This is a genomic window from Achromobacter sp. GQ309 (assembly GCF_059759315.1).
The window spans coordinates 391,066-413,618 of sequence record NZ_JCAXDP010000007.1 but is presented as its reverse complement, the minus strand read 5'-3'; the positions used below and the strand labels follow the sequence as shown (position 1 = coordinate 413,618).

Here is a 22,553-nt window from a genome sequence, read left to right as displayed (position 1 = left end):
AAGTGCCCAGCTGCATCGCCGGCGCGTGTCGAGCGGTGCCTATGCCTGACAACAGAAGCTGGTCGGGCGCGGAGCGCTAATACGTCGGCGCGGGGCGCGGCTATGCGCTGCTGGCCTCAAAACCTCCTGGGTATATCGCTTTAATTAAGAAACCCTCGCGGCTGGCGCCGCGAGGGGTTTTTGTTTTGTTGCGCGGGGGATGGCTGCGCAGCAGAGGATTCTCGACTTGGCTGCTTTAGAGAGGGCTACGGGATCCGCCGACGTAATCCTGGCGGTCGATGCCGTGGCGTTGGAGTTTGTCGTAGAACGTCTTGCGCGGAATGCCTAGCGCGTCGAGCGTGGCCTTGATGTCGCCGCGGTGGGCGGTGAGGGCGTCGCGGATAATTTGCGCTTCGATCTGCTCCATGCGTTCCGGAAGGCTGAGGGTGCCGCCTTGCGGGTGGACAGGCTCAGGTGTGGAGCTATTGAGGACCCCAAGCACGAAACGTTCTGCGAAGTGCGCGAGTTCACGAACGTTGCCGGGCCAGTCGTGCGTCATCAGGTGTTGGCGGATCGAGGCGGGCATGTCGGGGATGTCGCGCTGGAATCGGCGTGAGGCGTGGCCGAGGTAGTGGGCGAAGAGTAGCGGGATGTCCTCACGGCGTTCCCGCAACGGTGGGAGGCGGATCGTGACGACGTTGAGGCGGTAGAACAGATCTTCGCGGAACTTGGCGCGTATGGCGGGGCTACCCAGATCTTCTTTTGTGGCGGCGACAACGCGCAGGTCGAGATTGCGGACTTCGTTGCTGCCGAGCGGAGTGATCTGGCGTGATTCGAGCACGCGCAGCAGTTTGACCTGGACCGCGAGCGGCATGCTTTCGATTTCATCGAGAAACAGGGTGCCGCCGCTGGCATGTTCGATGCGGCCGATGCGTTTCTTTTGGGCGCCCGTGAAAGCGCCAGGCTCGTGACCGAAGAGTTCGCTTTCGATGACGCTTTCGGGCAAGGCCCCGCAATTGATGGCGACCAACGCACGGTGCCGGCGGCGGCTTAGGCGGTGCAGTGCGGTTGCGACAACTTCCTTGCCGGTGCCCGTTTCACCTTCAACGAGCACATCGACGTCGGCGTCTGCAATGTGGCGCAGCGTTTGTTTGATGCGCTGCATCGCGGGCGTGGTGCCGATGAACGGGACTTCGTCGGCTTCGACGGTAAAGGCGGCTTCGCGCAGGCGGCGGTTTTCGAGAACGAGGCGCCGCTTTTCGGCGGCATGGCTGATGGCGGCTACCAGTCGATCGGCCGGATAGGGCTTTGACAGGAAGTCGTACGCACCTTCCCGCATGCATTGAACTGCTGTGGCGATGTCGCCGTGGCCTGTGATCAGGATGACCGGAATGTCAGGGTCGATGGCGCGTAGCCGCTGGAAAAGCTCGAGGCCGTCGATATCAGGCATGCGGATATCCGTGACCACTACGCCGTCGAAATTCCGGTCCAGGGCCGGCAACGCAGCACGCGCGTTGGCGTGCGCCTCGACCGAGATGCCGTGAAGCTTCAGCGTTTGCTGGGCCGCGCGGCGCAGTTCGTCGTCGTCGTCAATGAACACGGCGTGGGGCGCGACGGGCCGTTGCATGCGGTCGTCCGTCACGTCCGCGACCTTTGCTGTATTCCGGGCATTTGCGGAATTTGCGGCAGTTGGGGCCTCGGCGGCGGGGGATTGAGGATCAGGGGCACGCGTCATGGTGAGTGCTCGGGGTGTGAGTTTGATCCGGCGCTTTGCGCAGGGTCAGAATGAACAAGGCGCCGGTCGCGGGCGCATGAGGGGACGGCAAGCTGGCATCGCCTGGGCGGGCGGCGCGGAGTTCGCCGCCGAACTCTGTGACGATGTCGCGGCTGATGACGAGGCCCAGGCCCATGCCGTCCGGCTTGGTCGTGTGAAAGGGGGTGAAGAGGTGGGCGCGGGCTTGGTCGGACAGGCCGGGGCCGTTGTCGTGAACCTGCAGCTGCACGGTGTCGCCGAGGTCTTGCAAGGCGATGATGATTCGCCCGTTCTGGGCGCCTTCCAGCGCCTCGAGCCCGTTCTGCAGCAGATTGACCAAAACCTGCTCCAACCGAACGCGATTGGCCAGGACGTGGCAGTTCTGGTTGCGAGGCGGGCTTTGCAGCGTGACGCCTTGGCGGCGGGCGCGGGGACCCACGAGGAGAATCGCCCCTTCCAGAGCTTCCATCAGGTCGGTCGGGCCGACTGTTGCACCTGCCTTGCGCGAAAAGGCGCGAAGCTCGCCGGTGATGTGGCCGATTCGATCGGTCAGTGCGGCGATGGTGCCCAGGTTCGCCTGGACGGCGCTTTCGTCGCGGCGTCGCAGAAACTCGGCGGCGTTGTCGGCGTAGGCGCGGATGGCAGCGACGGGCTGGTTGACCTCGTGCGCGACGCCAGCCGCGACCTGGCCCAGCAATGCCAGCTTGCTGGCTTGGACCAGTTCGTCCTTCATGGTGTGAAGCTGGGATTCGGCGCTTTGGCGTTCGTCCATTTCGTCGACGAGCTTGGCGTTCACGTCTCGCAGCTGCGCTGTGCGCTCGTCCACCAGCGCTGCGAGCTGTTGTTGAATCGCGGCCTGTTGCTCGGTGCGTTCAAGGTTGCGATGACGGCGGTACAGCACCACGCCGATCAGCGCGGCGAGCACGCTCTGCGTAAGTAATGCGCCGAGTTGGGCATTGGCGCTGGCCTGATTCATGGCCGCCTGCACCGGAGATAGCTGGTGCAGCGTCCAGCCTGGCGATTCGATGACCGGCAGGGTGGTGTGCAGCAATGGGGCGCCGGCGGCGGCGCGGGGCAGCGCGTCGTCAGTGCGGATGAGTTGGCCGTTGCTGGCCGGCTGCAGGGGCGGTGTGACGGGAAGCGGTTGGAATTTTGCGTCGCCAAACTGCAGGCTGGTGCGCAGCGTCTCTGCCAGCGCGGGTGACAGCGGCGCCAGTACCCTGAAGCGCCAGTCTGGAATATTGCCCAGCAACACCACGCCATGTTCGTCGGTCACGAAGATGACGGCGTTGGCTTGGCGCCAATCGGCCTCCAGATCCCGGAAGTCGACCTTCAAGACCACCACGCCCAGCATTGCGCCCTGCGCGTCGTCCACACGCCGCGACAGGTACAGGCCCGCTTCGTGGCTGACCGTGCCCAGTGCGAAGTGTTCGGCCGAGCCGTGCAGGACCGAACCTTGGAAGTAGGGGCGGAATTCGTAGTCCACGCCAACGAAGGTGGCCGGTTCGCGCCAATTGCTGGCGGCGATCGCCAGCCCTTTTTTGTCGAGCACGTAGATGGCGGAGGCGCCGACGCCGCGGCTGAGCGCTTCGAGCTTTTCGTCCAACGCCTCGATCTGCCTTGAACTGGCCCCTTGAAGCGCCGCGCGCAGGTCGACGTCCTGGGTCAGCACAAAGGGCAGCGCCCGGAATTTGTCGAGGTTGTTGCGCAGCAGGGCTGCGTTGATCTGGCCGGTGCTGCGGGCCTGGAGGGCGGCCTCGCGCAGCGCCCCGTCGCGCGCCCATTGGGCGGCCGCGTGCAGCGTGATCGCGACGATGCCGACGGCCAGCAGTGTCAGCGCGACGCGCCATGGCCAGGACCAGGCGCGGGGAGCGGTGGGCGGGGGGAGGGGGGAGGAAGGGGAGCCGTTCATGGTGTGCGGTTTTCCGCACATTTTAGCTGGTTTCTGTGCGGAGATTCGCCTATTAATGCTTCTCGGCGGACAAGCGGCGAATTCGAAACCCTATATTTTTCAATGCCTTATCTGAATCGCTGCGGGGTCGCCTGACTTGGCATGGGTATTGCGTTTATACCGGCAAGCTGCGCGGCACACCCCCGCGGTGAAATCGGCCGGCGGCAGGATCGCATGGCCATAAAACAGATAACGCCCCGACGTCGCACGCGCCACGCTGCGCGGAGCAAGGGGCCCTGGTGGGGACAATCCCAATGATCGAAGTGGATCAAAGCGCGCCCGCGCGCAAGCTCAAGTTCTATCAAATCCTGTACGTGCAGGTGATCTTCGCCATCGTGGTGGGCATCTTGCTTGGCGCATTCAAGCCGGAACTCGGCCAGCAGATGCAACCGCTGGGCGACGCCTTCATCAAGCTGGTGAAGATGATCATTGCGCCGGTCATCTTCCTGACCGTGGCAACCGGCATTGCCGCCATGAGCGACCTGAAGAAGGTCGGGCGCGTGGCCGGCAAGGCCATGCTGTATTTCCTGGTGTTCTCGACGTTGGCGTTGGTCGTCGGCATGGTGGTCAGCCATATCGTGCAGCCCGGCGCCGGCATGCACATCGACCCGACCACGCTGGATCAGAAGGCCGTATCCGGATATGTCGCCAAGGCGCATGATTCGACGATCACCGGCTTCCTGATGAACGTGATTCCCACGACCATCTTCAGCCCGTTCGTCGGTGGCGACATCCTGCAGGTGCTGTTCGTGGCGGTGCTGTTCGGCATTTCGCTCGCCATGGTCGGCGAGCGCGGCAAACCGATCCTGAATTTCATGACGGCGCTGGCGCAGCCCATCTTCAAGATGGTGGCGATTCTGATGAAGGCCGCGCCCATCGGCGCCTTTGGCGCGATGGCGTTCACCATCGGCAAATACGGCATCAAGTCAGTCGTGAACCTGGCGATGCTGGTGGGCACGTTCTACGCGACGTCGGTGCTGTTCGTGGTGGTCGTGCTGGGCCTGGTTGCCCGCTACAACGGCTTCTCGATCTTCAAGCTGGTCCGCTACATCCGCGAAGAACTGCTGCTGGTGCTGGGCACGAGCTCGTCGGAAGCCGCTCTGCCGACGTTGATGCAGAAGATGGAACGCGCTGGCTGCTCGAAGTCGGTGGTCGGCCTGGTGGTGCCTACCGGTTACTCGTTCAACCTGGACGGCACCAACATCTACATGACGATGGCCGCGCTGTTCATTGCGCAGGCGTGCGACATTCCGCTGTCGCTGGGTGATCAGATCCTGCTGCTGCTCGTGGCGATGCTGAGCTCGAAGGGCGCGGCCGGCGTGACCGGCGCGGGTTTCATCACGCTGGCGGCCACGCTGTCGGTGGTGCCTTCGGTGCCGGTCGCCGGCATGGCGCTGATTCTGGGTGTGGATCGCTTCATGTCGGAATGCCGCGCCCTGACCAACCTGGTCGGCAACGCGACCGCCACCGTGGTCGTCGCGCGCTGGGAAGGCGAGCTCGATCAGGAGCAACTGCATGCCACGCTGGACAGCGCAGGCACGCCCGCGGCGGCGCAGACGCAATCGCAGCCGCAAGTCGCCATCGGCGAACCTGCCCGCCAGAGCTGAACTTCTTCGCCGCGCACGCCCGGCGGCGAATGAAACATGGCCTGCGCCGAATCGCGCCCCGGTCAAAAAAAATCCCCCGAAAGCCTTGCGGCGCGGGGGATTTTTTTCGGGCGGGATTAACGTCAGGGCACCTGGATGCCGGCCTCGCGGAGCAGGTTGGCGGTTTCGAAGAGCGGCAGGCCCATCACGCCGGTGTAGCTGCCGGCGATGCGCGAGACGAATGTGCCCGCCAGGCCTTGAATGCCATACGCGCCCGCCTTGCCGAAGGGTTCGCCGCTGTCGCAATAGCGGCTGATTTCGTCGTCTTGCAGGGTGCGCATGTGGACTTCGGTGATGGAGACGGCTTCCAGCAGGCGGTCGCCACTGCACACGGCAATCGCGGTATGGACTTCGTGCGAGGCGCCGGACAGCGCTCGCAGGATACGGATCGCGTCGTCGCGGTCTGCGGGCTTGCCCAGGACCTCGCCCGCCAGGATGACGGTGGTGTCGGCGGCAAGCAAGGGCAGGACGGGCATGGCGTGCGCGCGCATCCAGTCGCGGCCGCGCAGGGCTTTGTCCCGGGCGGTGCGCTGCACGTAATCAGCGGCGCTTTCGCCCGGATGCTGCGGTTCGTCCTCGCCGGGCGGGGCCGGAACGAGCAGGACCTCGTGCGCGAGGCCGATCTGATTCAGCAATTCGCGGCGGCGCGGGCTGGCGGAGGCGAGATACAGGCGCAGGGAGGAACGGGAGAGAGTGGCGGTGTCGGTCATGCGCAGCAGGGCAGGCGCCGCCGGGCGGCGGTCACGCGCGGTGGTAGGGATGGTTGGTCATGATGGCCCAGGCGCGGTAGAGCTGTTCGGCCAGGACCACGCGCACCATGGGGTGGGGCAACGTGAGGGACGACAGGCGCAACTGGCCGCTGGCGGATGCCTTGAGGGCGGGATCCAGGCCGTCGGGGCCGCCGACAAGAAACGCGACATCCTGCCCGCCCGCGCGCCACTGTTCGAGTTTTTGCGACAGCGCCATCGTGGTGAGGTCGCGGCCGCGTTCGTCCAGGGCCAGGCGCAGCGCATTGGCGGGCAAAGCCGCCTCGATGCGCTTGGCCTCGGCCGCCATCATCTGGGCCGGGGTCTTGCCTGTGGTGCGGGGCTCGGGCTTGATTTCGCGCAGTTCAAGCGCGCAGTCGGCCGGCAGGCGCTTGGCGTAGTCGTCCCAGGCGGTCTGCACCCAGTCCGGCATCCGCGTGCCCACCGCGACGACGATCAGCTTCACGGCGTGATCAGTCTTCGGTGTCGTCGTAACCGCTGCCGCTGTCGCTGGGGACAGGCGCGACGCGGGTCGATTCGGGCAGGAGCTTCACGCGTACCGGCTTGCCGCCCCAGATTTCTTCGAGGTTGTAATACTGGCGAATGGCCGGCTGCATGATGTGCACGACGACGTCGCCAAGGTCGACAACGACCCATTCACCGGTGTCCTCGCCTTCGATGGTGATGCCGGTAAGCGACATGGCGCGGCCGCGATCGGCGACGCTGGACGCCAGCGCGCGGGTCTGCCGGTTGGAGGTGGCGCTTGCAATCACGACGCGATCGAACAGGCTGGTCAGATGCGTGGTGCTGAAGACCTTGATGTCTTGCGCCTTGACGTCTTCGAGGGCGTCGATGACGGCGCGTTGGAGTTTCTGTATATCCATAGGTGCAAATATAACCCGCTCGAGGGCGGCGGCGGCTGACCGGCCGCGCCGGGCGGGAAGGGTTTATCGGTAGAGTTTGTGCGCCGCAATATAGGCGGCGACGGACGCGTCGAGCAGTCCGTCGGTGGATTCGCCCTGCGCCAGGCGCTGGCGGATTTCGGAAGCCGACACCGGCATGGGCGGAAAAGGCAGTTCTTGCAGCGTGCGGCCCTGGTCCTCTAGCCATTGCGCAAGTTCCGGCGGTGCGCTGAGGGGCGTGCCGGGGCGGGTGGCCACGGCCAGGTCGACCAGGCTGGAAATGTCGCGCCAGTTGCGCCAGGTGCAGAAATTGGCGAGCTGGTCGGCCCCCAGCAGCCATGCATAGCGCGCGTCCTGCGGCAGGGCGCGCAGCGTGTCGATGGTGTAGGTGGCGCCGCCCCGCTCGATTTCAATGGGGTTGACCGCCAGTCCCGGATGGCCGGCGATGGCCAGTTCCAGCATCGCAAGGCGATGTTCGGCGGCGGCGTTCAGCGCAGCGCGCTGCCAGGGGTTGGCGGCGGGGATGAGCTGCACCTGGTCTAACCCCAGCGACTGCAGGGCATTCTGCGCCAGCGCGATGTGGGCGACGTGAACGGGGTCGAAGCTGCCGCCGAAGAGGCCGATGCGTTTCAAACCCAGTCCCGCGGTTTGAGATAGGCGGCCAGTTCGGCCTCGGGGGTGCCGGCTTCAGGCTGCCAGTCGTAGCGCCATTGCGCGAGCGGCGGCATGGACAGCAGGATTGATTCGGTGCGGCCCCCGGATTGCAGGCCGAAGAGCGTGCCGCGGTCGAAGACCAGGTTGAATTCGACGTAGCGGCCGCGGCGGTAAGCCTGGAAATCGCGCTCGCGTTCGGTGTAGGCGATGCCGCGGCGCTTGTCGACGATGGGCAGGTAGCTGTCCAGGAATGCGTCGCCGACTGAACGGGTCAGGGCGAAGGACGCGTCGAAGCCGGGTGCGTTCAGGTCGTCGAAGAAGACGCCGCCGATGCCGCGGGTTTCGTCGCGATGCTTGAGGAAGAAGTATTCGTCGCACCAGCGCTTGTAGCGCGGATAGTAATCGGGCCCGTGGGGCGCCAGCGCGTCCCGGCACACCGTGTGGAAGTGGCGGGCGTCTTCTTCGAAGGGATAGTACGGGGTGAGGTCGATGCCGCCGCCGAACCAGAAGACGTCGGCCTCGTCATGGCCGGGCCGCGCGGCCGCGACGAACATGCGCACGTTCATGTGCGTGGTGGGCACGTACGGATTGCGCGGGTGCAGCACCATGGACACGCCCATGGCTTCCCATGAGCGGCCGGCAAGTTCCGGGCGGTGCGCGCTGGCCGACGGCGGCAGCTTGGAACCCTTGACGTGGCTGAACAGCACGCCGGCGCGTTCGAAGAGCTGGCCGCCTTCGAGCAGGCGCGACAGACCGCCGCCGCCCTCGGGCCGCACCCATTCGTCGGCGCGGAAGGGGCCGCCTTCGGCCGCTTCCAGCGCGCCCACGATACGGGCCTGCAAGCCGGTGAGGTAGTCCCGGACAGCGGAGACGGGCAGAGCGGTCATGGGCGGTTCCGGTTACGCGTTGGACTTGGGCTTTTGCTGCGACGGCTTGAGCGCGCGCCAGCCGATGTCGGAGCGGTACTGGCGGCCATCGAAGTGGATGCGGTCAATGGCTTCGTAGACACGGTCGCGCGCCATTTTGACGGAATCGCCCAGGGCAGTGACGCACAGTACGCGGCCGCCAGTGGTCTTGACTTCTTCGCCATCGAGCTGGGTGGCGGCGTGAAAGACCATGCAGTCTTCGGCGTCGGCGGGCAGGCCGCGGATGACGTCGCCGGTGCGCGGCGTGTTGGGGTAGTTGTGAGCGGCCAGCACGGCGCCCAGGGCGGTGCGGCGGTCCCAGACGATGTCAGCCTGGTCGAGCGTGCCTTCGACGGCGTGCTCGAGGGCATCCAGCAGGTCGCTCTTGACGCGCATCATGATGGGCTGGGTTTCGGGGTCGCCCATGCGGCAGTTGAATTCCAGCGTCTTGATTTCGCGGTCGGGGTCATCGCCCGGGGCGATCATCAGGCCGGCGTACAGGAAACCCGTGTACGGAATGCCGTCGCGCGTCATGCCCTGCACGGTGGGCAGGATGATTTCGCGCATGATGCGGTGATGCAGTTCGGGCGTGACGATGGGCGCGGGCGAGTAGGCGCCCATGCCGCCCGTGTTGGGACCGCGGTCGCCGTCCTGCAGGCGCTTGTGGTCCTGGCTGGTGGCCAAGGCGAGCACGTTGCGGCCGTCGCACATGACGATGAAGCTGGCTTCTTCGCCGATCAGGCATTCTTCGATGACGACGCGCGCGCCGGCTTCGCCCATGGAGCCGTCGCCCAGCATGGCGTCGACGGCGGCGTGCGCTTCTTCGAGGGTGGCGGCGACGACCACGCCCTTGCCCGCGGCCAGACCGTCAGCCTTGATGACGATAGGCGCGCCTTCCTGGTCAATGTAGGCATGAGCCTTGGCCGGGTCGGTGAAGGTTTCGTAGCGGGCGGTCGGGATGTTGTGCCGGACCATGAAGGCCTTGGCGTAATCCTTGGAGCTTTCAAGCTGCGCGGCAGCCTTGGTGGGCCCGAAGATCTTCAGGCCACGGGCGCGGAAGACGTCGACGACACCGGCGGCCAAGGGCGCCTCGGGGCCGACGACCGTCAGGGCGATGCCCTCGCGCTGGACGAAATCGGCCAGTTCCTCGGCATTGGTGAGCGGGATGTTCTCCATCTGCTCGGCCCGTTGCGTGCCGCCGTTGCCCGGAGCAACATACACCTTGTGCACGCGCGGGGAGCGGGCCAGCCGCCAGGCGAGGGCATGTTCGCGGCCGCCCGAGCCAATTACCAGGAGTTTCATGTTGCGTGAGTCTGAAGAGGCGCGCAGGCAGACGGAACCGCCGGCGCGCCAGGAAAGGGAGAGTTACTGCGCTTCGTCGAAAATGACGGTCGTATAGACTTCCTGCACGTCGTCCAGGCTTTCCAGGGCGTCGAGCAGTTTCTGCATCTTGGCGGCGTCGTCGCCGGCGAGTTCGGTTTCGTTCAGGGCCTTCATGACGATGCCGTCGACTTCGGCCTTCAGGCCGGCCTCGTCGAAGGCCTTGCGCACGGCAGCGTAATCGGACGGGGCGCAGACGACTTCGATCACGCCTTCTTCGTCGGTGGTGACGTCTTCGGCGCCGGCCTCGAGGGCGGCTTCCATGACCTTGTCTTCAGGGGTGCCCGGGGCGAACACGAATTGGCCGCAGTGCTTGAACATGAAGGCGACCGAGCCTTCCTGGCCGAGGTTGCCGCCGTTCTTGGAGAACGCGTGGCGGACTTCGGCGACGGTGCGGGTGCGGTTGTCGGTCATGCAGTCGACGATGACCGCTGCGCCGCCAATGCCGTAGCCTTCGTAGCGGACTTCTTCGTAGGCCTCGCCGTCGGCGCCGCCCGCGCCACGCTGGATGGCGCGCTGGATGTTGTCCTTGGGCATGTTGGCGTCGGTGGCCTTGTCCCAGGCCATGCGCAAACGGGGGTTGCTGTCCGGGTCGGGGCCGCCGGCGCGCGCCGCCACGGTGATTTCACGAATGATCTTGGTCCAGAGCTTTCCGCGCTTGGCGTCTTGGCGCCCTTTGCGGTGCTGAATATTGGCCCATTTGCTGTGTCCGGCCATGGCTTCCCAGGGTAATGTGTCTGCAAAGACGGCATTTTACCGTGCCGGCGGCCCTCCCGTCCGGCAAGAGGGACGCTTGTGTCCATATAGCCACGCGCACAAGGCGGGCGGCAGGCTCTACACTTGGGCATCCATCTGATCCCTGGTCCGGAGCCGCCCATGCCCAACCCCCTTGTCATCGCCAAGAACGCGCAGACCGAGTTGGCGCTGCTGCCGGCCCTGGCCAACCGCCACGGGTGCATTACGGGGGCCACCGGCACGGGCAAAACCGTCACCCTGCAGGTCCTGGCCGAGTCTTTTTCCCGGATCGGCACGCCCGTGTTCATGGCGGACGTCAAAGGTGACCTGACCGGCATTTCGCAGGCGGGCGTGTCCAGCCCCAAGCTGCAGGAACGCCTGAAGAATCTGGGGCTGCCGGAGCCCGCCTGGGGCGCCAGCCCGGTCGCCCTGTGGGACGTCTTTGGCGAGCAGGGGCTGCCGGTGCGGGCCACCATTACCGATATGGGGCCGCTGCTGCTGTCGCGCATTCTTGAACTGAACGACACGCAGGAAGGCGTCCTGACCCTGGTTTTCAAGGTGGCGGACGACGAGGGACAGCTGCTGCTGGACTTGAAGGATTTGCGGGCGATGCTGCAGGACGTCGCCGATCGCGCCGGCGAACTGAAGACACGCTACGGCAATGTGTCCTCGGCCAGCGTCGGCGCCATCCAGCGCGGTCTGCTCGCGCTGGAATCGCAAGGCGCGGAACGGTTTTTCGGCGAGCCGATGCTGGACGTTGCCGACCTGATGCGCACCGACGCGCAGGGCCGCGGCATCGTCAACGTGCTGGCGGCCGACAAGCTGATGCAGGCGCCGCGCCTGTACGCCATCTTCCTGCTGTGGCTGCTGGCCGACCTGTATGAAAAGCTGCCCGAGGTGGGTGACATGGACCAGCCCAAGCTGGTCTTCTTCTTCGACGAGGCCCACCTGCTGTTCAACGACGCCCCGCAGGCGCTCCTGACCAAGATCGAGCAGGTCGTGCGCCTGGTCCGCTCCAAGGGCGTGGGCGTTTATTTCGTGACGCAGAATCCGCTGGATATCCCCGACACCGTGCTGGGCCAGTTGGGCAACCGCGTCCAACATGCCCTGCGGGCGTTCACGCCGCGCGACCAGAAGGCCGTCAAGACTGCGGCGCAGACCATGCGGCCCAATCCCGGCCTGGACATCGAGGCCGCGATCACCGAGCTGGGCGTGGGCGAGGCGCTGGTGTCGCTCCTGGATGCCAAGGGCCGCCCGATGCCGACCGAGCGCGCCTACATCGTGCCGCCGGGCAGCCGTATCGGGCCGGCGACGGACGCGGAACGTCAGGCGCTGCGCCAGGGCAATCCCCTGGCGCCCAAATATGAAAAGGCGGTCGACCGGGAGTCCGCCTACGAAATCCTGGCGGGCCGCGCGGCGGCGCCGGCAGAACCTCCGGTCGCCAAGGATGTACCGGCCCGGGCCGGGCAGCCGTCCGCCAAGACGTCCCAGCAGCCTGCCGACGAGAGCGGCGGGCTGATGGACAGCCTGAAGGACGTGCTGTTCGGGTCGACCGGACCGCGCGGCGGCAAACGCGACGGCGTGGTGCAGACCATTGCCAAAAGCTCGGCCCGCTCCATCGCGCGGGAACTCACGCGAGGGATCCTCGGGTCGTTGCTGGGATCGAAGGGCCGGCGCTAAGCCTCATCGGCGCAACGTGGCGTATCGGTTAGTCCGACCGTCCGTTTCGTAAAGTGGGGTATTGTGTGGCCGGCATTTATGCCTGACATTGCGGGCGGTGTATCAATGAAAACCAAAGGAAGACGTGGTGGCTAAGAAACACAAGATTGCGGTGCTCCCAGGAGACGGGATCGGCAAGGAAGTCGTGCCGGAAGGTTTGAAGGTGCTGGATGCCGTGGCGACGCGGTTCGGAATCGAGTTCCAATGGGACCATTTCGACTGGAGCTGCGACTACTACGCCAAGCACAGCAAGATGATGCCGGACGACTGGAAGGACCAGATCGGCCAGCACGAGGCCATTTTCTTCGGTTCGATCGGCTGGCCCGCTACCGTGCCCGACCACGAGGCCTTGTGGGGCTCGTTGTTCAAGTTCCGCCGTGAATTCGATCAATACATCAATCTGCGCCCGGTGCGTCTGATGCCCGGCGTGCCGTCGCCGCTGGCCGACCGCAAGCCCGGCGAGATCGATTTCTTCATCGTGCGTGAAAACACCGAAGGCGAATACTCCAACAGCGGTGGCCGCCTGTTCGAGGGCACCGACCGCGAAGTGGTCATCCAGGAAAGTGTTTTTACGCGCATCGGCGCCGAGCGCGTGCTGAAGTTCGCATTTGAACTGGCGCAAAAGCGCGGCAAGCACCTTACCGCCGCCACCAAGTCCAATGGCATTTCGATTTCGATGCCGTGGTGGGACGAGCGCGTGGCCGAGATGGCCGGGAACTATCCCGACGTGCGCTGGGACAAATATCACATCGACATCCTGTGCGCGCACTTCGTGCAGCATCCGGACTGGTTCGATGTCGTGGTGGCTTCCAACCTGTTTGGCGACATCCTGTCGGACCTGGGACCGGCCTGCACGGGCACCATCGGTATCGCGCCCTCCGCCAATCTCAACCCGGAACGCAAGTTTCCGTCGCTCTTTGAACCGGTGCATGGCTCGGCGCCGGACATTTATGGCAAGGGCATCGCCAACCCCATCGGTCAGATCTGGAGCGGGGCATTGATGCTGGATTTCTTGGGGTATCCCGACGCGTCGGCCGCCGTTGTCAAGGCAATCGAGACCGTGCTGGCCGAAGGTCCGCGGACGCGGGATATGAAAGGCAACGCTTCAACGGCCGAAGTCGGCGACGCGATCGCTGCGCTGGTCCGAGCCGGCTGATTGCATTGGCGGCAGGCCCGTCCGATTAATTGATGAACGACTCGATTATTTCTCCCCCCTCCGATCACGTGGGCGGCGGGCGGGCCGACCGCTTCGTGCGCAAGCTTTTTCGCATGCTGCGCTCGCGCACGCAGCGGCACAATCAGCACCTGTGGCCGTTCGTCCGTATCTGGCGCGACAAGGAAGGCGCGATCAGCGGGTATCGCGCCTTCGGTCGTTCGCTGCCCGTCACGCCGCTATCCCAAGGCTACGATCCCGCCGACAAGGTGGTGCATCTGATCCTGAGCGGCCCGTCGATCGCCGAGATTCCCTATGACCGGATGGATATCGGCGTGGCGATGGGCGTCAATGGCGCCATCGCGCTGTCGCGCAAGTTTGGTCTGAAGTTCAAGTATTACTGCATCATCGACCAGAACTTCGTGCGCGACCGCATCGACCTGGTGCGAGAGATCGTCGCGAGCGACCTGACCTTGTATGTGTTTCCGGAGGTGCTGCGCTACATCATGCAGGGCATCCCCCAGGAACACATCCGCTGCCGCATCTGCATCATCGAACTGATATCCAAGCGCGCTTACGAGCGTAGCGCCGCGCCGGCAGTGCTCAAGCGCATTGCGGCGGCCTCGGCTGACGTCGAACTGCTGGACGCCAAGCAGGGGCTGGGCTACAGCTTCGATGCCTCGCTGGGGGTATTCGATGCCGATACCGTCGCGTATGCGGCCCTTCAGGTCCTGATGTCCGGCGGGGTGCGCGAAGTCTACGTGCACGGGCTGGACCTGACCGTGCAGGGCGGATTGCGTTTCTACGATGAGGGCGGCAAGCCACAGACCAGCCGTCTGACACGCAACTTTCCGCGCTACATCGAACCGTCTTTCCGCTTTGCATCGCCGCTGTGGCGCGCGCGGGGGGTGTCCGTGTTCAATCTGTCGCCGGTCAGCGCGTTGTCGGCTGACATCATCGAACGCAAGGACTGGCGCACGCTGCTCAAGGACTGATCCGGCGGTGCGGACGCCGCCAGGCCAACCCGAGCATCAGAAAAAAACAAGGCGCCGCGAGGCGCCTTGTGCTTTTGCCGATGCGATCGTATCAGTGCGCGCCGGCAGCCGCTTCCGCCGCACCGCCGCCGCCCGATTTGGACGCGCGCGGCCGCGCGAACCAGACCAGGCCCGTCAGCAGCAGGAAGATGACGGCGGACGCGTAGAACACGTCCGTCGCCGACATCGTGAAGGCCTGCGCATTGATCAGCCCGTCCACCATGGTGAGCGCTTGCTGGTGCGAGACGCCCAGCCCGTTCTGCAAGCTGTTCATGGTCTGGTCGAACGCCTGCTGGCCGGGGCGGGCAATCTCGGTCAGCTGCGCGTGATGCAGCGTTGCGCGGTTTTCCCACAGCGTCGTCGAAATCGACGTGCCGAACGCGCCCGCCGTCAGCCGCAGGAAGTTCGACAGCCCGGATGCCGCCGGGATGCGCCAAGGCTCCATGCTGGACAGCGTGATCGACGTGAGCGGCACGAAGAACGCCGCCATCGCTGCGCCCTGGATGATGGTCGGGATCATCAGCGTGCGCACGTCCGTCTGGGTGTTGAAGCCCGCGCGCATGAAGCAGACCAGCGCAAAAATCAGGAAGGCGACCGTGACGATCTGCCTGGGGTCGCGCGTGGCCAGCATCTTGCCCACGATGGGCGTGAGCAGGATCGCCAGCAGTCCGACCGGGGCAGTCACAAGCCCCGCATAGGTCGCGGTGTAGCCCATGTTGCTTTGCAGCCAGAGCGGCAGCAGCACGACGTTGCCGAAGAAGACGCCATAGGCCACCGCCAGCGTCAGCGCACCCACCGTGAAGTTGCGGACCTTGAAGAGGCGCAGGTCCACCACGGGGTGCGCGTCGGTCAACTCCCAGATCAGGAAGAACACGAAGGCCACGAACGCAATCGCCGCCAGCGCGATGATGGTGGGGCTGGCAAACCAGTCCAGCTCCTTGCCCTTGTCCAGCATGATCTGCAGCGCGCCTACCCAGACCACGAGCAGGACGAGGCCGAGCTTGTCGATCGGCAGCTTGCGCGTGACGGATTCGCGGTTGCCGTAGATGCGCCAGCTGATCCAGGCCGCCAGGAGGCCCACCGGCACGTTGATGTAGAAGATCCAGGGCCAGGTGTAGTTGTCGGAAATCCAGCCGCCGAGCAGCGGGCCGGCCACCGGCGCCACCAGTGTGGTCATAGACCAGACCGCCAGCGCCATGCCTGCCTTGGACTTCGGAAAGCTGGCCAGCATCAGCGTCTGCGACAGGGGGATCATCGGGCCGGCCACCGCGCCTTGCAGCACCCGGAACGCGATCAGCGCCTCGAGCGAGGGCGAAAAGCCGCACAGCCAGGACGCCAGCACGAAGAGCAGCGTGGAGATCAGGAACAGGCGCACCTGTCCGAAGCGCTGCGTCAGCCAGCCGGTCAGCGGCACGGTGATGGCGTTGGCCACCGCGAACGACGTAATGACCCACGTACCCTGGCTGGTGCTCACGCCCAGGTCGCCGGAGATGGTGGGGATGGACACGTTCGCGATGGACGTGTCCAGCACGTTCATGAAGACCGCGGTCGACAGGGCAATGGACCCGATGATGCGGGTCGCGCCCTCCAATGGCGGATGGGTGCCCGGCGGGCGGGCGGCTTCTTGGGGCGCGCCGGCGCCCGCGGGCTGGGCGGCCGTGCTCATGATGCGACGTTGGCGGCGATGATCTTCGCGATCATTGCGTCGACTTCATTGTGGGCGGGCTCGAAGGCGCGGGTCGACCAGGCCGGTTCCTTGCGCGCCACCTGCGTGAGCGGGGCGCCATCGTCCTTGCCGACGTCGACTTCCACGTCCATCGACAGGCCCACGCGCAGCGGATGCTGCTTGAGGTCTTCGGGATCCAGCGTGATGCGCACGGGGACGCGCTGCACCACCTTGATCCAGTTGCCGGTGGCGTTCTGGGCGGGAAGCAGGGCGAAGGCGGCGCCCGTGCCGGCATCCAGTCCGGCGACGGTGCCGTGGTAGGTGACCGAGCTGCCGTACAGATCGGCCACCATCTTGACCGGCTGGCCGATGCGCATCTTGCGCAACTGGCCTTCCTTGAAGTTGGCCTCGACCCAGACCTGGTCCAGCGGCACCACGGTCATCAGCGCGGCGCCGGGGGCGACGCGCTGGCCGACCTGCGCGCTGCGGCGCGCGATCACGCCGCCCACGGGGGCGGGCAGCACGGTGCGCGACTGCGCAAGCCAGGCGTTGCGCAGCTCGGCGGCCGCCTGGCGCACGTCGGGGTGATCGGCCACCGAGGTGCCTTGCGTCAGCGCCTGGTTGGTCGCCAGCTTGGCCTGCGCGGCGGCCAGCGCCGCCTTGGCTTGCGCAACGCCGGACTGCGCGGACTTGAGCGCGACCTCGGCGTGCAGGATTTCCTCGCCGCTGACGCCGCCCGACTTGGCGAGCTGCTGGCGGCGCTTCACGTCGCTCTGCGCGCGGGTCAGTTCAGCCTGGGCGCGCAGGATGTCGGCATTGCGCAGGTCGACGTCGGCCGCCAGCGCATCGTTCTGCACGTAGTAGGTCTGCACCTGGCGCACGGTCTGCGCCAGCTTGGCTTGCGCCTGCTGCAGGGCGACGTCGGTGTCGGCGGGGTCCAGGCGGACCAGCGGCTGGCCGGCGGTGACGGTTTCGGTGTCGTCGGCTTCGATGGCCACCACGGTGCCGGGCACCTGCGGCGTGATCTGCACCAGGTTGCCGTGCACGTAGGCATCGTCGGTGCTTTCAAAATGGGCGCCGAACAGCGCCCACCAGATGCCGTAGGCAATGCCGGCAACGATGAAAACGCCGGTCGCCGTCAGCAGGAGGCGTTTACGGGCGGGATGGGTGGTGGGAGTGGCAGCGTTCATGACGTCTGAATCCGGGATCGTTCAATGAATGGAGTTCGGGGCAGGCTCGGCCTGCGCCGCATAGCCGCCGCCCAGGGCGGTGGCAAGGTTGGCGTCGAGCTGATAGGCGCGGATGCGCAGGTCCGTTTCAAGACGGGCCTGCGTCAGCACGCCGGTCTGCGCAATCAGCACGGTGATGTAGTTGCCCATGCCGGCCTTGTAGCGGTCGACGGCCAGGGCGTAGGCGGCCTCGATGGCCTCGCGCGCCTGGCGTTGCTGGGCCTTTTCCTGGTCCAGCAGGCGCAGGCCGTCCAGGGCGTCGGCGACCTGATGTGCGGCGTCCAGCACGGTCTGGTTGTAGTCCGACACCGCCAGGTCCGCATCGGCGCGGCGGCCCGCGAGATTGGCGTTGAGTTCTCCGCCGTGGAAGATGGGCAGCGTGATGGCCGGACCGATGCCGGCCATGCGGGCGTCGGCGCCCAGCAGGTTGCCGGTGCCGATCGCCTGAAAGCCGACGAACGCGGCGAGGTTCACGTTGGGATAGAACTCGGCCTTGGCCGTGTCGATGGCGTGGCGCGCCGCCTCGGCGCGCCAGCGGGCGGCCGTGACGTCGGGCCGGTGACCGAGCAGGTCGAGCGGAACACTGGCCGGGACCGCGCCGGCCGGTGCGGTCAGCGACACCTGAACCAGATCCTGTCCCCGCTGCGGGCCGGCGCCGGCCAAGGCGGCGACCTGGTTACGCAGTTGGGCGAGCGTGGTGTCGGTCTGGGTCAGTTCGACCTTGCCGGAGGCCAGCGACGACTCGGCCTGCTTGACTTCAACCTGCGTGTCCAGCCCGGCCGAGTAGCGGCCCTGCGTCAGCGACAGAACTTCAGCGCGCTGTGCGATCACGCGGTTCAGCACGTCGCGCTGGGCAAACGCGTTCTGCAGGTTCAGGTAGGCGCGCACGGTCGCGCTGGCGAGCAGGTTGCGCGCGGCTTGCGCGTCGGCGCTGGCGGCTTCCTGTTGCGACACGGCGGACTGCAGGCGCGAACGGTTCTTGCCCCAGAAATCAAGCTCGTAGCTGAAGTCCAGCGCCAGCCGGTTGTCGCTGACGACGGAGCCGCCCAGCGGCGCCGGGTAGATGTAGTCCTTGGACAGGTGCTCGCGATTGAGGGTGTAGCCCGCGTCCACGCGCGGCAACAGCGGGGCGCGCGCGATGCCGACGGCGGCGTTGGCCTTGGCCAGGCGCGCCTGCGCGGCGCTCATTGACGGACTGTTTGCCAGCGCTTCGGTCATCAGCGCGTTGAGCTGCGGGTCGCCGTAGCGTTCCCACCATTGGGCGGCGGGCCATTCGGTGGCTTGACCGGTCAGCCCGAGCTTGGCGGCATCAAGCGCGGCGACGGGCTTGGGCGCCGGCTCCATCAGCGCGCAACCGGCGAGGGCGAGCACCAATGCGGTAGATAAAAGGCGTTTCATCCTGACTGTTAGCTGAAAGTAATTGATTAATCTGTATTTGCCTAGGCAACGATTATGCCAAATAAAAACCCCGGCTCCAGCACGGGGCGTCGGGTCAGCGGTCAGCCGGGGAGCCGGACGCGGACCCGTTTGCGATCATTCGTCGCATGAAGTGCATGAGCTGCTTGACCTCGTCGGTCGAAAAGCCGCGCAGGTGATGATTGAGCGCGCGGGCAATGTTGGCGGGGATTTCGCGGGCCTTGGCCTCGCCCAGTTCGGTGAGCTCGATCTTGACGACGCGGCGGTCTTCCTGGCTGCGGTTCCGGCGCAAGAGCCCCTTGGCTTCCAGGCGGTCCAGCGCACGCGTCATGGCGCCGGTGTCCATGTCGTTGAGCCGCGCCAGTTCGGCGGGCGTATCGGCACGGCCCAGAAACACCATGGCCAGCGGACGCCATTGCATGGCGGTGAGGTCAAGCGGCGCCATCTCCTGGTCCAGCATGCGGTTCAGGGAGTGATAAGCCAGCTTGATGAGGTAGCCCGCGTTGTCTTCGGCCATGCAACGCGTGTCGTTGCGGTAATGGACCGGGGTGTCGGGCGACTCGGAGGATACGGGCGTGGGCAGGGAAGGCGCGGCAGTCATGCGGCGCATTTTACTGCCTAGTCAGTTATTGTCAAGGCTGTATCTTTGCCGCGGGTTCGGCCGCCGGTGCCTGCTTGCGCAGACCGGACCAGACGATGGCGGCCACGATCAGCGCAGCGCCGGCCAGCATGCGCGGCGTCGGCTCCTGGCTGAACAGCACCCAGGCGAAGGCAATGGCATAGACCGGTTCCAGCGCAATCACCAGCCCCGCGCTGCGGGCGTTCAGCCGGGTCAGGCTGGAGACGAACAGGTAATGGGACAGCCCGGTGCAGAAGACGCCCAGCAACGCCAGCCAGAACCAGTCCAGCGCGGGCAGGGCAGGCAGTTGGCCGATCGCGAAGGGCAGCATCACCAGCGCCACCACCACGTTCTGCCAGCAGGCCACCTGCATCGGATCCATGCCGGAGGCCGAGCGGCGGTTGCTCAAGGCCAGCAGCGCAAAGCTCAGGCCGGACAGCAGGCCCCACGCGAGTCCGATGGTGCCCTGGTCGGCCAGGTTGAACGAAGGCGTGACGAGCACCAGGCCGGCGGTCACCAGGCCTAGCAGCAGCCATTCGGCAAGACGGACGCGCTCGCGGAAGATGAGGCCTTCGAACAGGGTGATGAAGGCAGGAAAACTGGCAAAGCCGAGCGTCGCGATGGCAATGCCGCCCACCTTCACGGAAATGAAGAAGGTGACCCAGTGCGCCGCGAGCAGCGCGCCCGCGAGGACCAGCACGAACAGCTGCGCCGGGGTCAGCACGCCCAGCAGCGGCTTGCGGCGCATGCGCGCGAAGATGCCCAGCGCCACGACCGCGAACAGCGCCCGTCCCAGCGTGATGACGGCGGCGCTGGCCTGGATCAGTTCGCCGAACACGCCGGTCAGGCCGAATAGCACGGCGGCAATATGGATATAAGTAAGGGCGCGGTGTCGGGTCATGCTGCGAAGGAAGCGGTCTGCATCAGAGAAGGCGTGCAATTATTTTTGCGGTGAACTTAAAATCATCGCATGAATCGTATTGCCAAGCTTACGGCGCTCCCGCTGGCCTCCAGCCGCGCCGCCGGGATCGCCATGGCGGTGCTTGGCGCCATCCTCTTTTCCGCCAAGGCCATCGTCGTCAAGTTCACCTACCGCTACGGAATCGACGCGGTCACGCTGATCGCGTTTCGGATGCTGTTCGCGATGCCGTTCTTCGCGGTGGTGGCGTGGCGCCAGTCGCGCCGCGCGGCGCGGGGCGAGATCGTGGTGATGACCACCAAGGAACGCCTGCAGGTGTGCGTGCTTGGTCTTCTGGGCTATTACCTGTCCAGCTTCCTCGACTTTCTGGGGTTGCGCTACATCACCGCCAGCCTCGAACGCCTGATCCTGTTTCTGTCTCCCTCGCTCGTCGTGCTGCTGTCGGCCCTTTGGTTCAAGCGGCCGATCGAGCGCCGGCAATGGCTGGCCATGGTGCTGTCGTACGCCGGCGTGGTGCTGGTGTTTGCGCACGACCTGTCCTTCGGCGGGGGCGGCGAGGTGCTGTTAGGGTCTTTGTTCGTTTTCGGCTCGGCTGCAAGCTATTCTGTGTACCTGATTTGCTCCGGGGAACTGATCAAGCGGATCGGCCCGACGCGGCTGGTGGCGTATGCCATGCTGGTGTCGTGCGTGGCCTGCATCATCCAGTTCTTTGTCGTGCACCCGCCGTCGATGCTGATCCAGCCCGCCGCGGTCTATGGCTATTCCATCATTCACGCCACGCTGAACACGGTGGTGCCGGTATTCATGCTGATGTGGGCAGTGTCGCTGATCGGCGCACCCACTGCTTCGCTGCTGGGCATGGTGGGACCGGTGTCGGTGCTGTTCCTGGCCTCGTGGTTCCTGGACGAGCCCATCACCGTGTGGCAGATGGGCGGAACCGTCCTGGTGCTGGCGGGGGTGTTTGCATTGATGGGGGGCGGCGCCATGCGCACGCCGCAGGACGACAGTCAATCCACGCGGTGAAGTCTGCATTTTTGGTCAATTCGCATTATTTCCAATGAAAGGAGGCCAGCATGGCCAGCAATCTCGTCAAGGCAATTCGTATCGAGCAGCACGGTGGTCCTGAAGTTTTGAAGCTGGTTGAGGTGGAAGTGCCGCCGCCGGCCGCCAACGAAGTCACGATTGAGCAGCACGCTGCCGGTCTGAACTTCATCGATATCTATTTCCGCACGGGCTTGTATCCGCATCCGCTGCCGCACGGCCTGGGTTTCGAGGGCGCCGGCGTGGTGACCGCCGTGGGCGCCGACGTCAAGCACCTGAAGAAGGGCGACCGCGTGGCCTACGGTCAGAGCCCCATCGGCGCCTATGCCAAGGCTCGCAACGTGCCGGCCCTGCAGGTCGTCAAGGTGCCCAAGGGCATTGAATTCGATGAAGCGGCCGCGCTGATGCTCAAGGGCCTGACGGTGCAGTACCTGTTCCGCCAGACGTACCGCCTGCAGGGCGGCGAGACCATCCTGTTCCATGCCGCGGCTGGCGGTGTCGGTCTGATCGCTTGCCAATGGGCCAAGGCGCTCGGCGTCAAGCTGATCGGCACGGTCTCCAGCCCGGAAAAGGCGGAACTGGCGCGCGAGAACGGCGCCTGGGAAACCATTGATTATTCGCGTGAAAACGTGGTCGAGCGCGTGCTGGAACTGACGGGCGGCAAGAAGGTGCCCGTGGTGTACGACGGCGTGGGCAAGGACACGTGGGAAACCTCGCTGGACTGCATCGAGCCGCGCGGTTTGATGGTCAGCTTCGGCAACGCCTCGGGTCCCGTGGCAGGCGTGAACCTGGCCGTCCTGAACCAGAAGGGCAGCCTGTACGTGACGCGCCCCTCGCTGGGCATCCACGTGAACACGCTGGAAAAGCTGCAGTCGGCCTCCGAAGAACTGTTCGATCTGGTGCTCAAGAAGAAGATCAAAGTCCGCATCGACCAGCGCTACACGCTGGAGCAGGCGGGCGAGGCGCAGACGGCGCTGGCTTCGCGCAAGACGACGGGCGCGACGGTGCTGACGCTGGACTGATCGCAACACAAAGCATTGCGGCGCCCCGTGGGGCGCCGCAGCGGGCCTGGAGGACGCGCGATGCGCGGACTGCCAGGCTTTTTT

General features: G+C 65.7%; 20 protein-coding genes. 6 read left to right on the top strand and 14 right to left on the bottom strand.

Annotated elements, in window-relative coordinates; all coding sequences use genetic code 11:
- Window positions 1-235 precede the first annotated feature (235 nt).
- Together AC6CIE_RS23015 and AC6CIE_RS23010 are read right to left on the bottom strand one after the other, a co-directional pair.
- The gene (locus AC6CIE_RS23015) at window positions 236-1,606 is read right to left on the bottom strand and encodes a sigma-54-dependent transcriptional regulator (RefSeq protein WP_498094159.1); all 1,371 of its coding nucleotides are present in this window, start codon (window positions 1,604-1,606) and stop codon (window positions 236-238) included.
- A 91-nt stretch (window positions 1,607-1,697) separates the two neighbouring features.
- Window positions 1,698-3,644, bottom strand: coding sequence for a sensor histidine kinase (locus AC6CIE_RS23010; protein ID WP_498094157.1), 1,947 nt, complete (start codon window positions 3,642-3,644; stop codon window positions 1,698-1,700).
- Between the two features lie 293 nt (window positions 3,645-3,937).
- On the opposite strand from AC6CIE_RS23010, the gene AC6CIE_RS23005 reads away from it, so the two are divergent.
- Window positions 3,938-5,290, top strand: a complete 1,353-nt coding sequence (locus tag AC6CIE_RS23005; RefSeq protein WP_175125085.1) for a dicarboxylate/amino acid:cation symporter — start codon at window positions 3,938-3,940, stop codon at window positions 5,288-5,290.
- 122 nt (window positions 5,291-5,412) lie between these two features.
- On the opposite strand, the gene AC6CIE_RS23000 is transcribed toward AC6CIE_RS23005, so the two are convergent.
- From AC6CIE_RS23000 to AC6CIE_RS22970, 7 genes are all read right to left on the bottom strand, one after another.
- A complete protein-coding gene (locus AC6CIE_RS23000) occupies window positions 5,413-6,039 on the bottom strand; it encodes a Maf family protein (RefSeq protein WP_498094155.1) in 627 nt (208 codons plus the stop codon).
- Window positions 6,040-6,070: 31 nt separating this feature from the next.
- A complete protein-coding gene (rlmH, locus tag AC6CIE_RS22995) occupies window positions 6,071-6,541 on the bottom strand; it encodes a 23S rRNA (pseudouridine(1915)-N(3))-methyltransferase RlmH (protein ID WP_056315576.1) in 471 nt (156 codons plus the stop codon).
- 7 nt (window positions 6,542-6,548) lie between these two features.
- Entirely contained in the window at window positions 6,549-6,959 is a 411-nt protein-coding gene (gene rsfS, locus AC6CIE_RS22990; protein ID WP_191577071.1) for a ribosome silencing factor, read from the bottom strand.
- A gap of 63 nt (window positions 6,960-7,022) precedes the next feature.
- Entirely contained in the window at window positions 7,023-7,610 is a 588-nt protein-coding gene (nadD, locus tag AC6CIE_RS22985; RefSeq protein ID WP_279974649.1) for a nicotinate (nicotinamide) nucleotide adenylyltransferase, read from the bottom strand.
- Window positions 7,607-8,518, bottom strand: coding sequence for an oxygen-dependent coproporphyrinogen oxidase (gene hemF, locus AC6CIE_RS22980; protein WP_191577069.1), 912 nt, complete (start codon window positions 8,516-8,518; stop codon window positions 7,607-7,609). The genes nadD and hemF overlap by 4 nt, the downstream gene beginning before the upstream one ends.
- Window positions 8,519-8,530: 12 nt before the next feature.
- The gene (purD, locus tag AC6CIE_RS22975) at window positions 8,531-9,838 is read right to left on the bottom strand and encodes a phosphoribosylamine--glycine ligase (protein ID WP_175125079.1); all 1,308 of its coding nucleotides are present in this window, start codon (window positions 9,836-9,838) and stop codon (window positions 8,531-8,533) included.
- Window positions 9,839-9,901: 63 nt separating this feature from the next.
- A complete protein-coding gene (locus AC6CIE_RS22970) occupies window positions 9,902-10,633 on the bottom strand; it encodes a YebC/PmpR family DNA-binding transcriptional regulator (protein WP_175125078.1) in 732 nt (243 codons plus the stop codon).
- A gap of 159 nt (window positions 10,634-10,792) precedes the next feature.
- On the opposite strand from AC6CIE_RS22970, the gene AC6CIE_RS22965 reads away from it, so the two are divergent.
- The 3 genes from AC6CIE_RS22965 (at window position 10,793) to AC6CIE_RS22955 (ending at window position 14,518) form a co-directional block, all read left to right on the top strand.
- Window positions 10,793-12,331: a helicase HerA-like domain-containing protein gene (locus tag AC6CIE_RS22965; protein ID WP_495601955.1), complete on the top strand. Its 1,539-nt coding sequence runs from the start codon at window positions 10,793-10,795 to the stop codon at window positions 12,329-12,331.
- Between the two features lie 127 nt (window positions 12,332-12,458).
- Complete coding sequence (locus AC6CIE_RS22960) at window positions 12,459-13,526, top strand: tartrate dehydrogenase (RefSeq protein WP_498094152.1); 1,068 nt, start codon at window positions 12,459-12,461, stop codon at window positions 13,524-13,526.
- Window positions 13,527-13,558: 32 nt separating this feature from the next.
- Entirely contained in the window at window positions 13,559-14,518 is a 960-nt protein-coding gene (locus AC6CIE_RS22955; RefSeq protein ID WP_175125075.1) for a WaaZ-like lipopolysaccharide core biosynthesis protein, read from the top strand.
- A 91-nt stretch (window positions 14,519-14,609) separates the two neighbouring features.
- Here the strand turns inward: AC6CIE_RS22955 and AC6CIE_RS22950 are convergent, their stop codons facing one another.
- From AC6CIE_RS22950 to AC6CIE_RS22930, 5 genes are all read right to left on the bottom strand, one after another.
- The gene (locus AC6CIE_RS22950; RefSeq protein ID WP_255596380.1) at window positions 14,610-16,223 is read right to left on the bottom strand and encodes a DHA2 family efflux MFS transporter permease subunit; all 1,614 of its coding nucleotides are present in this window, start codon (window positions 16,221-16,223) and stop codon (window positions 14,610-14,612) included.
- Window positions 16,220-17,413, bottom strand: a complete 1,194-nt coding sequence (locus tag AC6CIE_RS22945) for an HlyD family secretion protein (RefSeq protein ID WP_175125074.1) — start codon at window positions 17,411-17,413, stop codon at window positions 16,220-16,222. The genes AC6CIE_RS22950 and AC6CIE_RS22945 overlap by 4 nt, the downstream gene beginning before the upstream one ends.
- A 21-nt stretch (window positions 17,414-17,434) precedes the next feature.
- Window positions 17,435-18,850: an efflux transporter outer membrane subunit gene (locus AC6CIE_RS22940; protein ID WP_175125073.1), complete on the bottom strand. Its 1,416-nt coding sequence runs from the start codon at window positions 18,848-18,850 to the stop codon at window positions 17,435-17,437.
- A gap of 94 nt (window positions 18,851-18,944) precedes the next feature.
- Complete coding sequence (locus AC6CIE_RS22935; RefSeq protein WP_175185189.1) at window positions 18,945-19,469, bottom strand: MarR family winged helix-turn-helix transcriptional regulator; 525 nt, start codon at window positions 19,467-19,469, stop codon at window positions 18,945-18,947.
- 31 nt (window positions 19,470-19,500) lie between these two features.
- A complete protein-coding gene (locus tag AC6CIE_RS22930; protein WP_498094150.1) occupies window positions 19,501-20,388 on the bottom strand; it encodes a DMT family transporter in 888 nt (295 codons plus the stop codon).
- 69 nt (window positions 20,389-20,457) lie between these two features.
- Here AC6CIE_RS22930 and AC6CIE_RS22925 point away from each other — a divergent pair, with 69 nt between their 5' ends.
- Both AC6CIE_RS22925 and AC6CIE_RS22920 read left to right on the top strand, forming a co-directional pair.
- Window positions 20,458-21,429 carry a DMT family transporter gene (locus tag AC6CIE_RS22925; protein ID WP_498094148.1) on the top strand — a complete coding sequence of 324 codons (972 nt, stop codon included), beginning with the start codon at window positions 20,458-20,460 and terminating at the stop codon, window positions 21,427-21,429.
- Window positions 21,430-21,479: 50 nt separating this feature from the next.
- Window positions 21,480-22,469: a quinone oxidoreductase family protein gene (locus AC6CIE_RS22920; protein WP_175125070.1), complete on the top strand. Its 990-nt coding sequence runs from the start codon at window positions 21,480-21,482 to the stop codon at window positions 22,467-22,469.
- The last annotated feature ends 84 nt before the right edge of the window (window positions 22,470-22,553 follow it).

What these genes read in the sequence shown, in the direction of transcription:
- AC6CIE_RS23015 (WP_498094159.1), bottom strand. Translation starts at nt 1,606, where the DNA reads ATGCAACGGCCCGTCGCGCCCCACGCCGTGTTCATTGACGACGACGAC.
- AC6CIE_RS23010 (WP_498094157.1), bottom strand. Translation starts at nt 3,644, where the DNA reads ATGAACGGCTCCCCTTCCTCCCCCCTCCCCCCGCCCACCGCTCCCCGC.
- AC6CIE_RS23005 (WP_175125085.1), top strand. Translation starts at nt 3,938, where the DNA reads ATGATCGAAGTGGATCAAAGCGCGCCCGCGCGCAAGCTCAAGTTCTAT.
- AC6CIE_RS23000 (WP_498094155.1), bottom strand. Translation starts at nt 6,039, where the DNA reads ATGACCGACACCGCCACTCTCTCCCGTTCCTCCCTGCGCCTGTATCTC.
- rsfS (WP_191577071.1), bottom strand. Translation starts at nt 6,959, where the DNA reads ATGGATATACAGAAACTCCAACGCGCCGTCATCGACGCCCTCGAAGAC.
- hemF (WP_191577069.1), bottom strand. Translation starts at nt 8,518, where the DNA reads ATGACCGCTCTGCCCGTCTCCGCTGTCCGGGACTACCTCACCGGCTTG.
- purD (WP_175125079.1), bottom strand. Translation starts at nt 9,838, where the DNA reads ATGAAACTCCTGGTAATTGGCTCGGGCGGCCGCGAACATGCCCTCGCC.
- AC6CIE_RS22970 (WP_175125078.1), bottom strand. Translation starts at nt 10,633, where the DNA reads ATGGCCGGACACAGCAAATGGGCCAATATTCAGCACCGCAAAGGGCGC.
- AC6CIE_RS22965 (WP_495601955.1), top strand. Translation starts at nt 10,793, where the DNA reads ATGCCCAACCCCCTTGTCATCGCCAAGAACGCGCAGACCGAGTTGGCG.
- AC6CIE_RS22955 (WP_175125075.1), top strand. Translation starts at nt 13,559, where the DNA reads ATGAACGACTCGATTATTTCTCCCCCCTCCGATCACGTGGGCGGCGGG.
- AC6CIE_RS22950 (WP_255596380.1), bottom strand. Translation starts at nt 16,223, where the DNA reads ATGAGCACGGCCGCCCAGCCCGCGGGCGCCGGCGCGCCCCAAGAAGCC.
- AC6CIE_RS22945 (WP_175125074.1), bottom strand. Translation starts at nt 17,413, where the DNA reads ATGAACGCTGCCACTCCCACCACCCATCCCGCCCGTAAACGCCTCCTG.
- AC6CIE_RS22940 (WP_175125073.1), bottom strand. Translation starts at nt 18,850, where the DNA reads ATGAAACGCCTTTTATCTACCGCATTGGTGCTCGCCCTCGCCGGTTGC.
- AC6CIE_RS22935 (WP_175185189.1), bottom strand. Translation starts at nt 19,469, where the DNA reads ATGACTGCCGCGCCTTCCCTGCCCACGCCCGTATCCTCCGAGTCGCCC.
- AC6CIE_RS22930 (WP_498094150.1), bottom strand. Translation starts at nt 20,388, where the DNA reads ATGACCCGACACCGCGCCCTTACTTATATCCATATTGCCGCCGTGCTA.
- AC6CIE_RS22925 (WP_498094148.1), top strand. Translation starts at nt 20,458, where the DNA reads ATGAATCGTATTGCCAAGCTTACGGCGCTCCCGCTGGCCTCCAGCCGC.
- AC6CIE_RS22920 (WP_175125070.1), top strand. Translation starts at nt 21,480, where the DNA reads ATGGCCAGCAATCTCGTCAAGGCAATTCGTATCGAGCAGCACGGTGGT.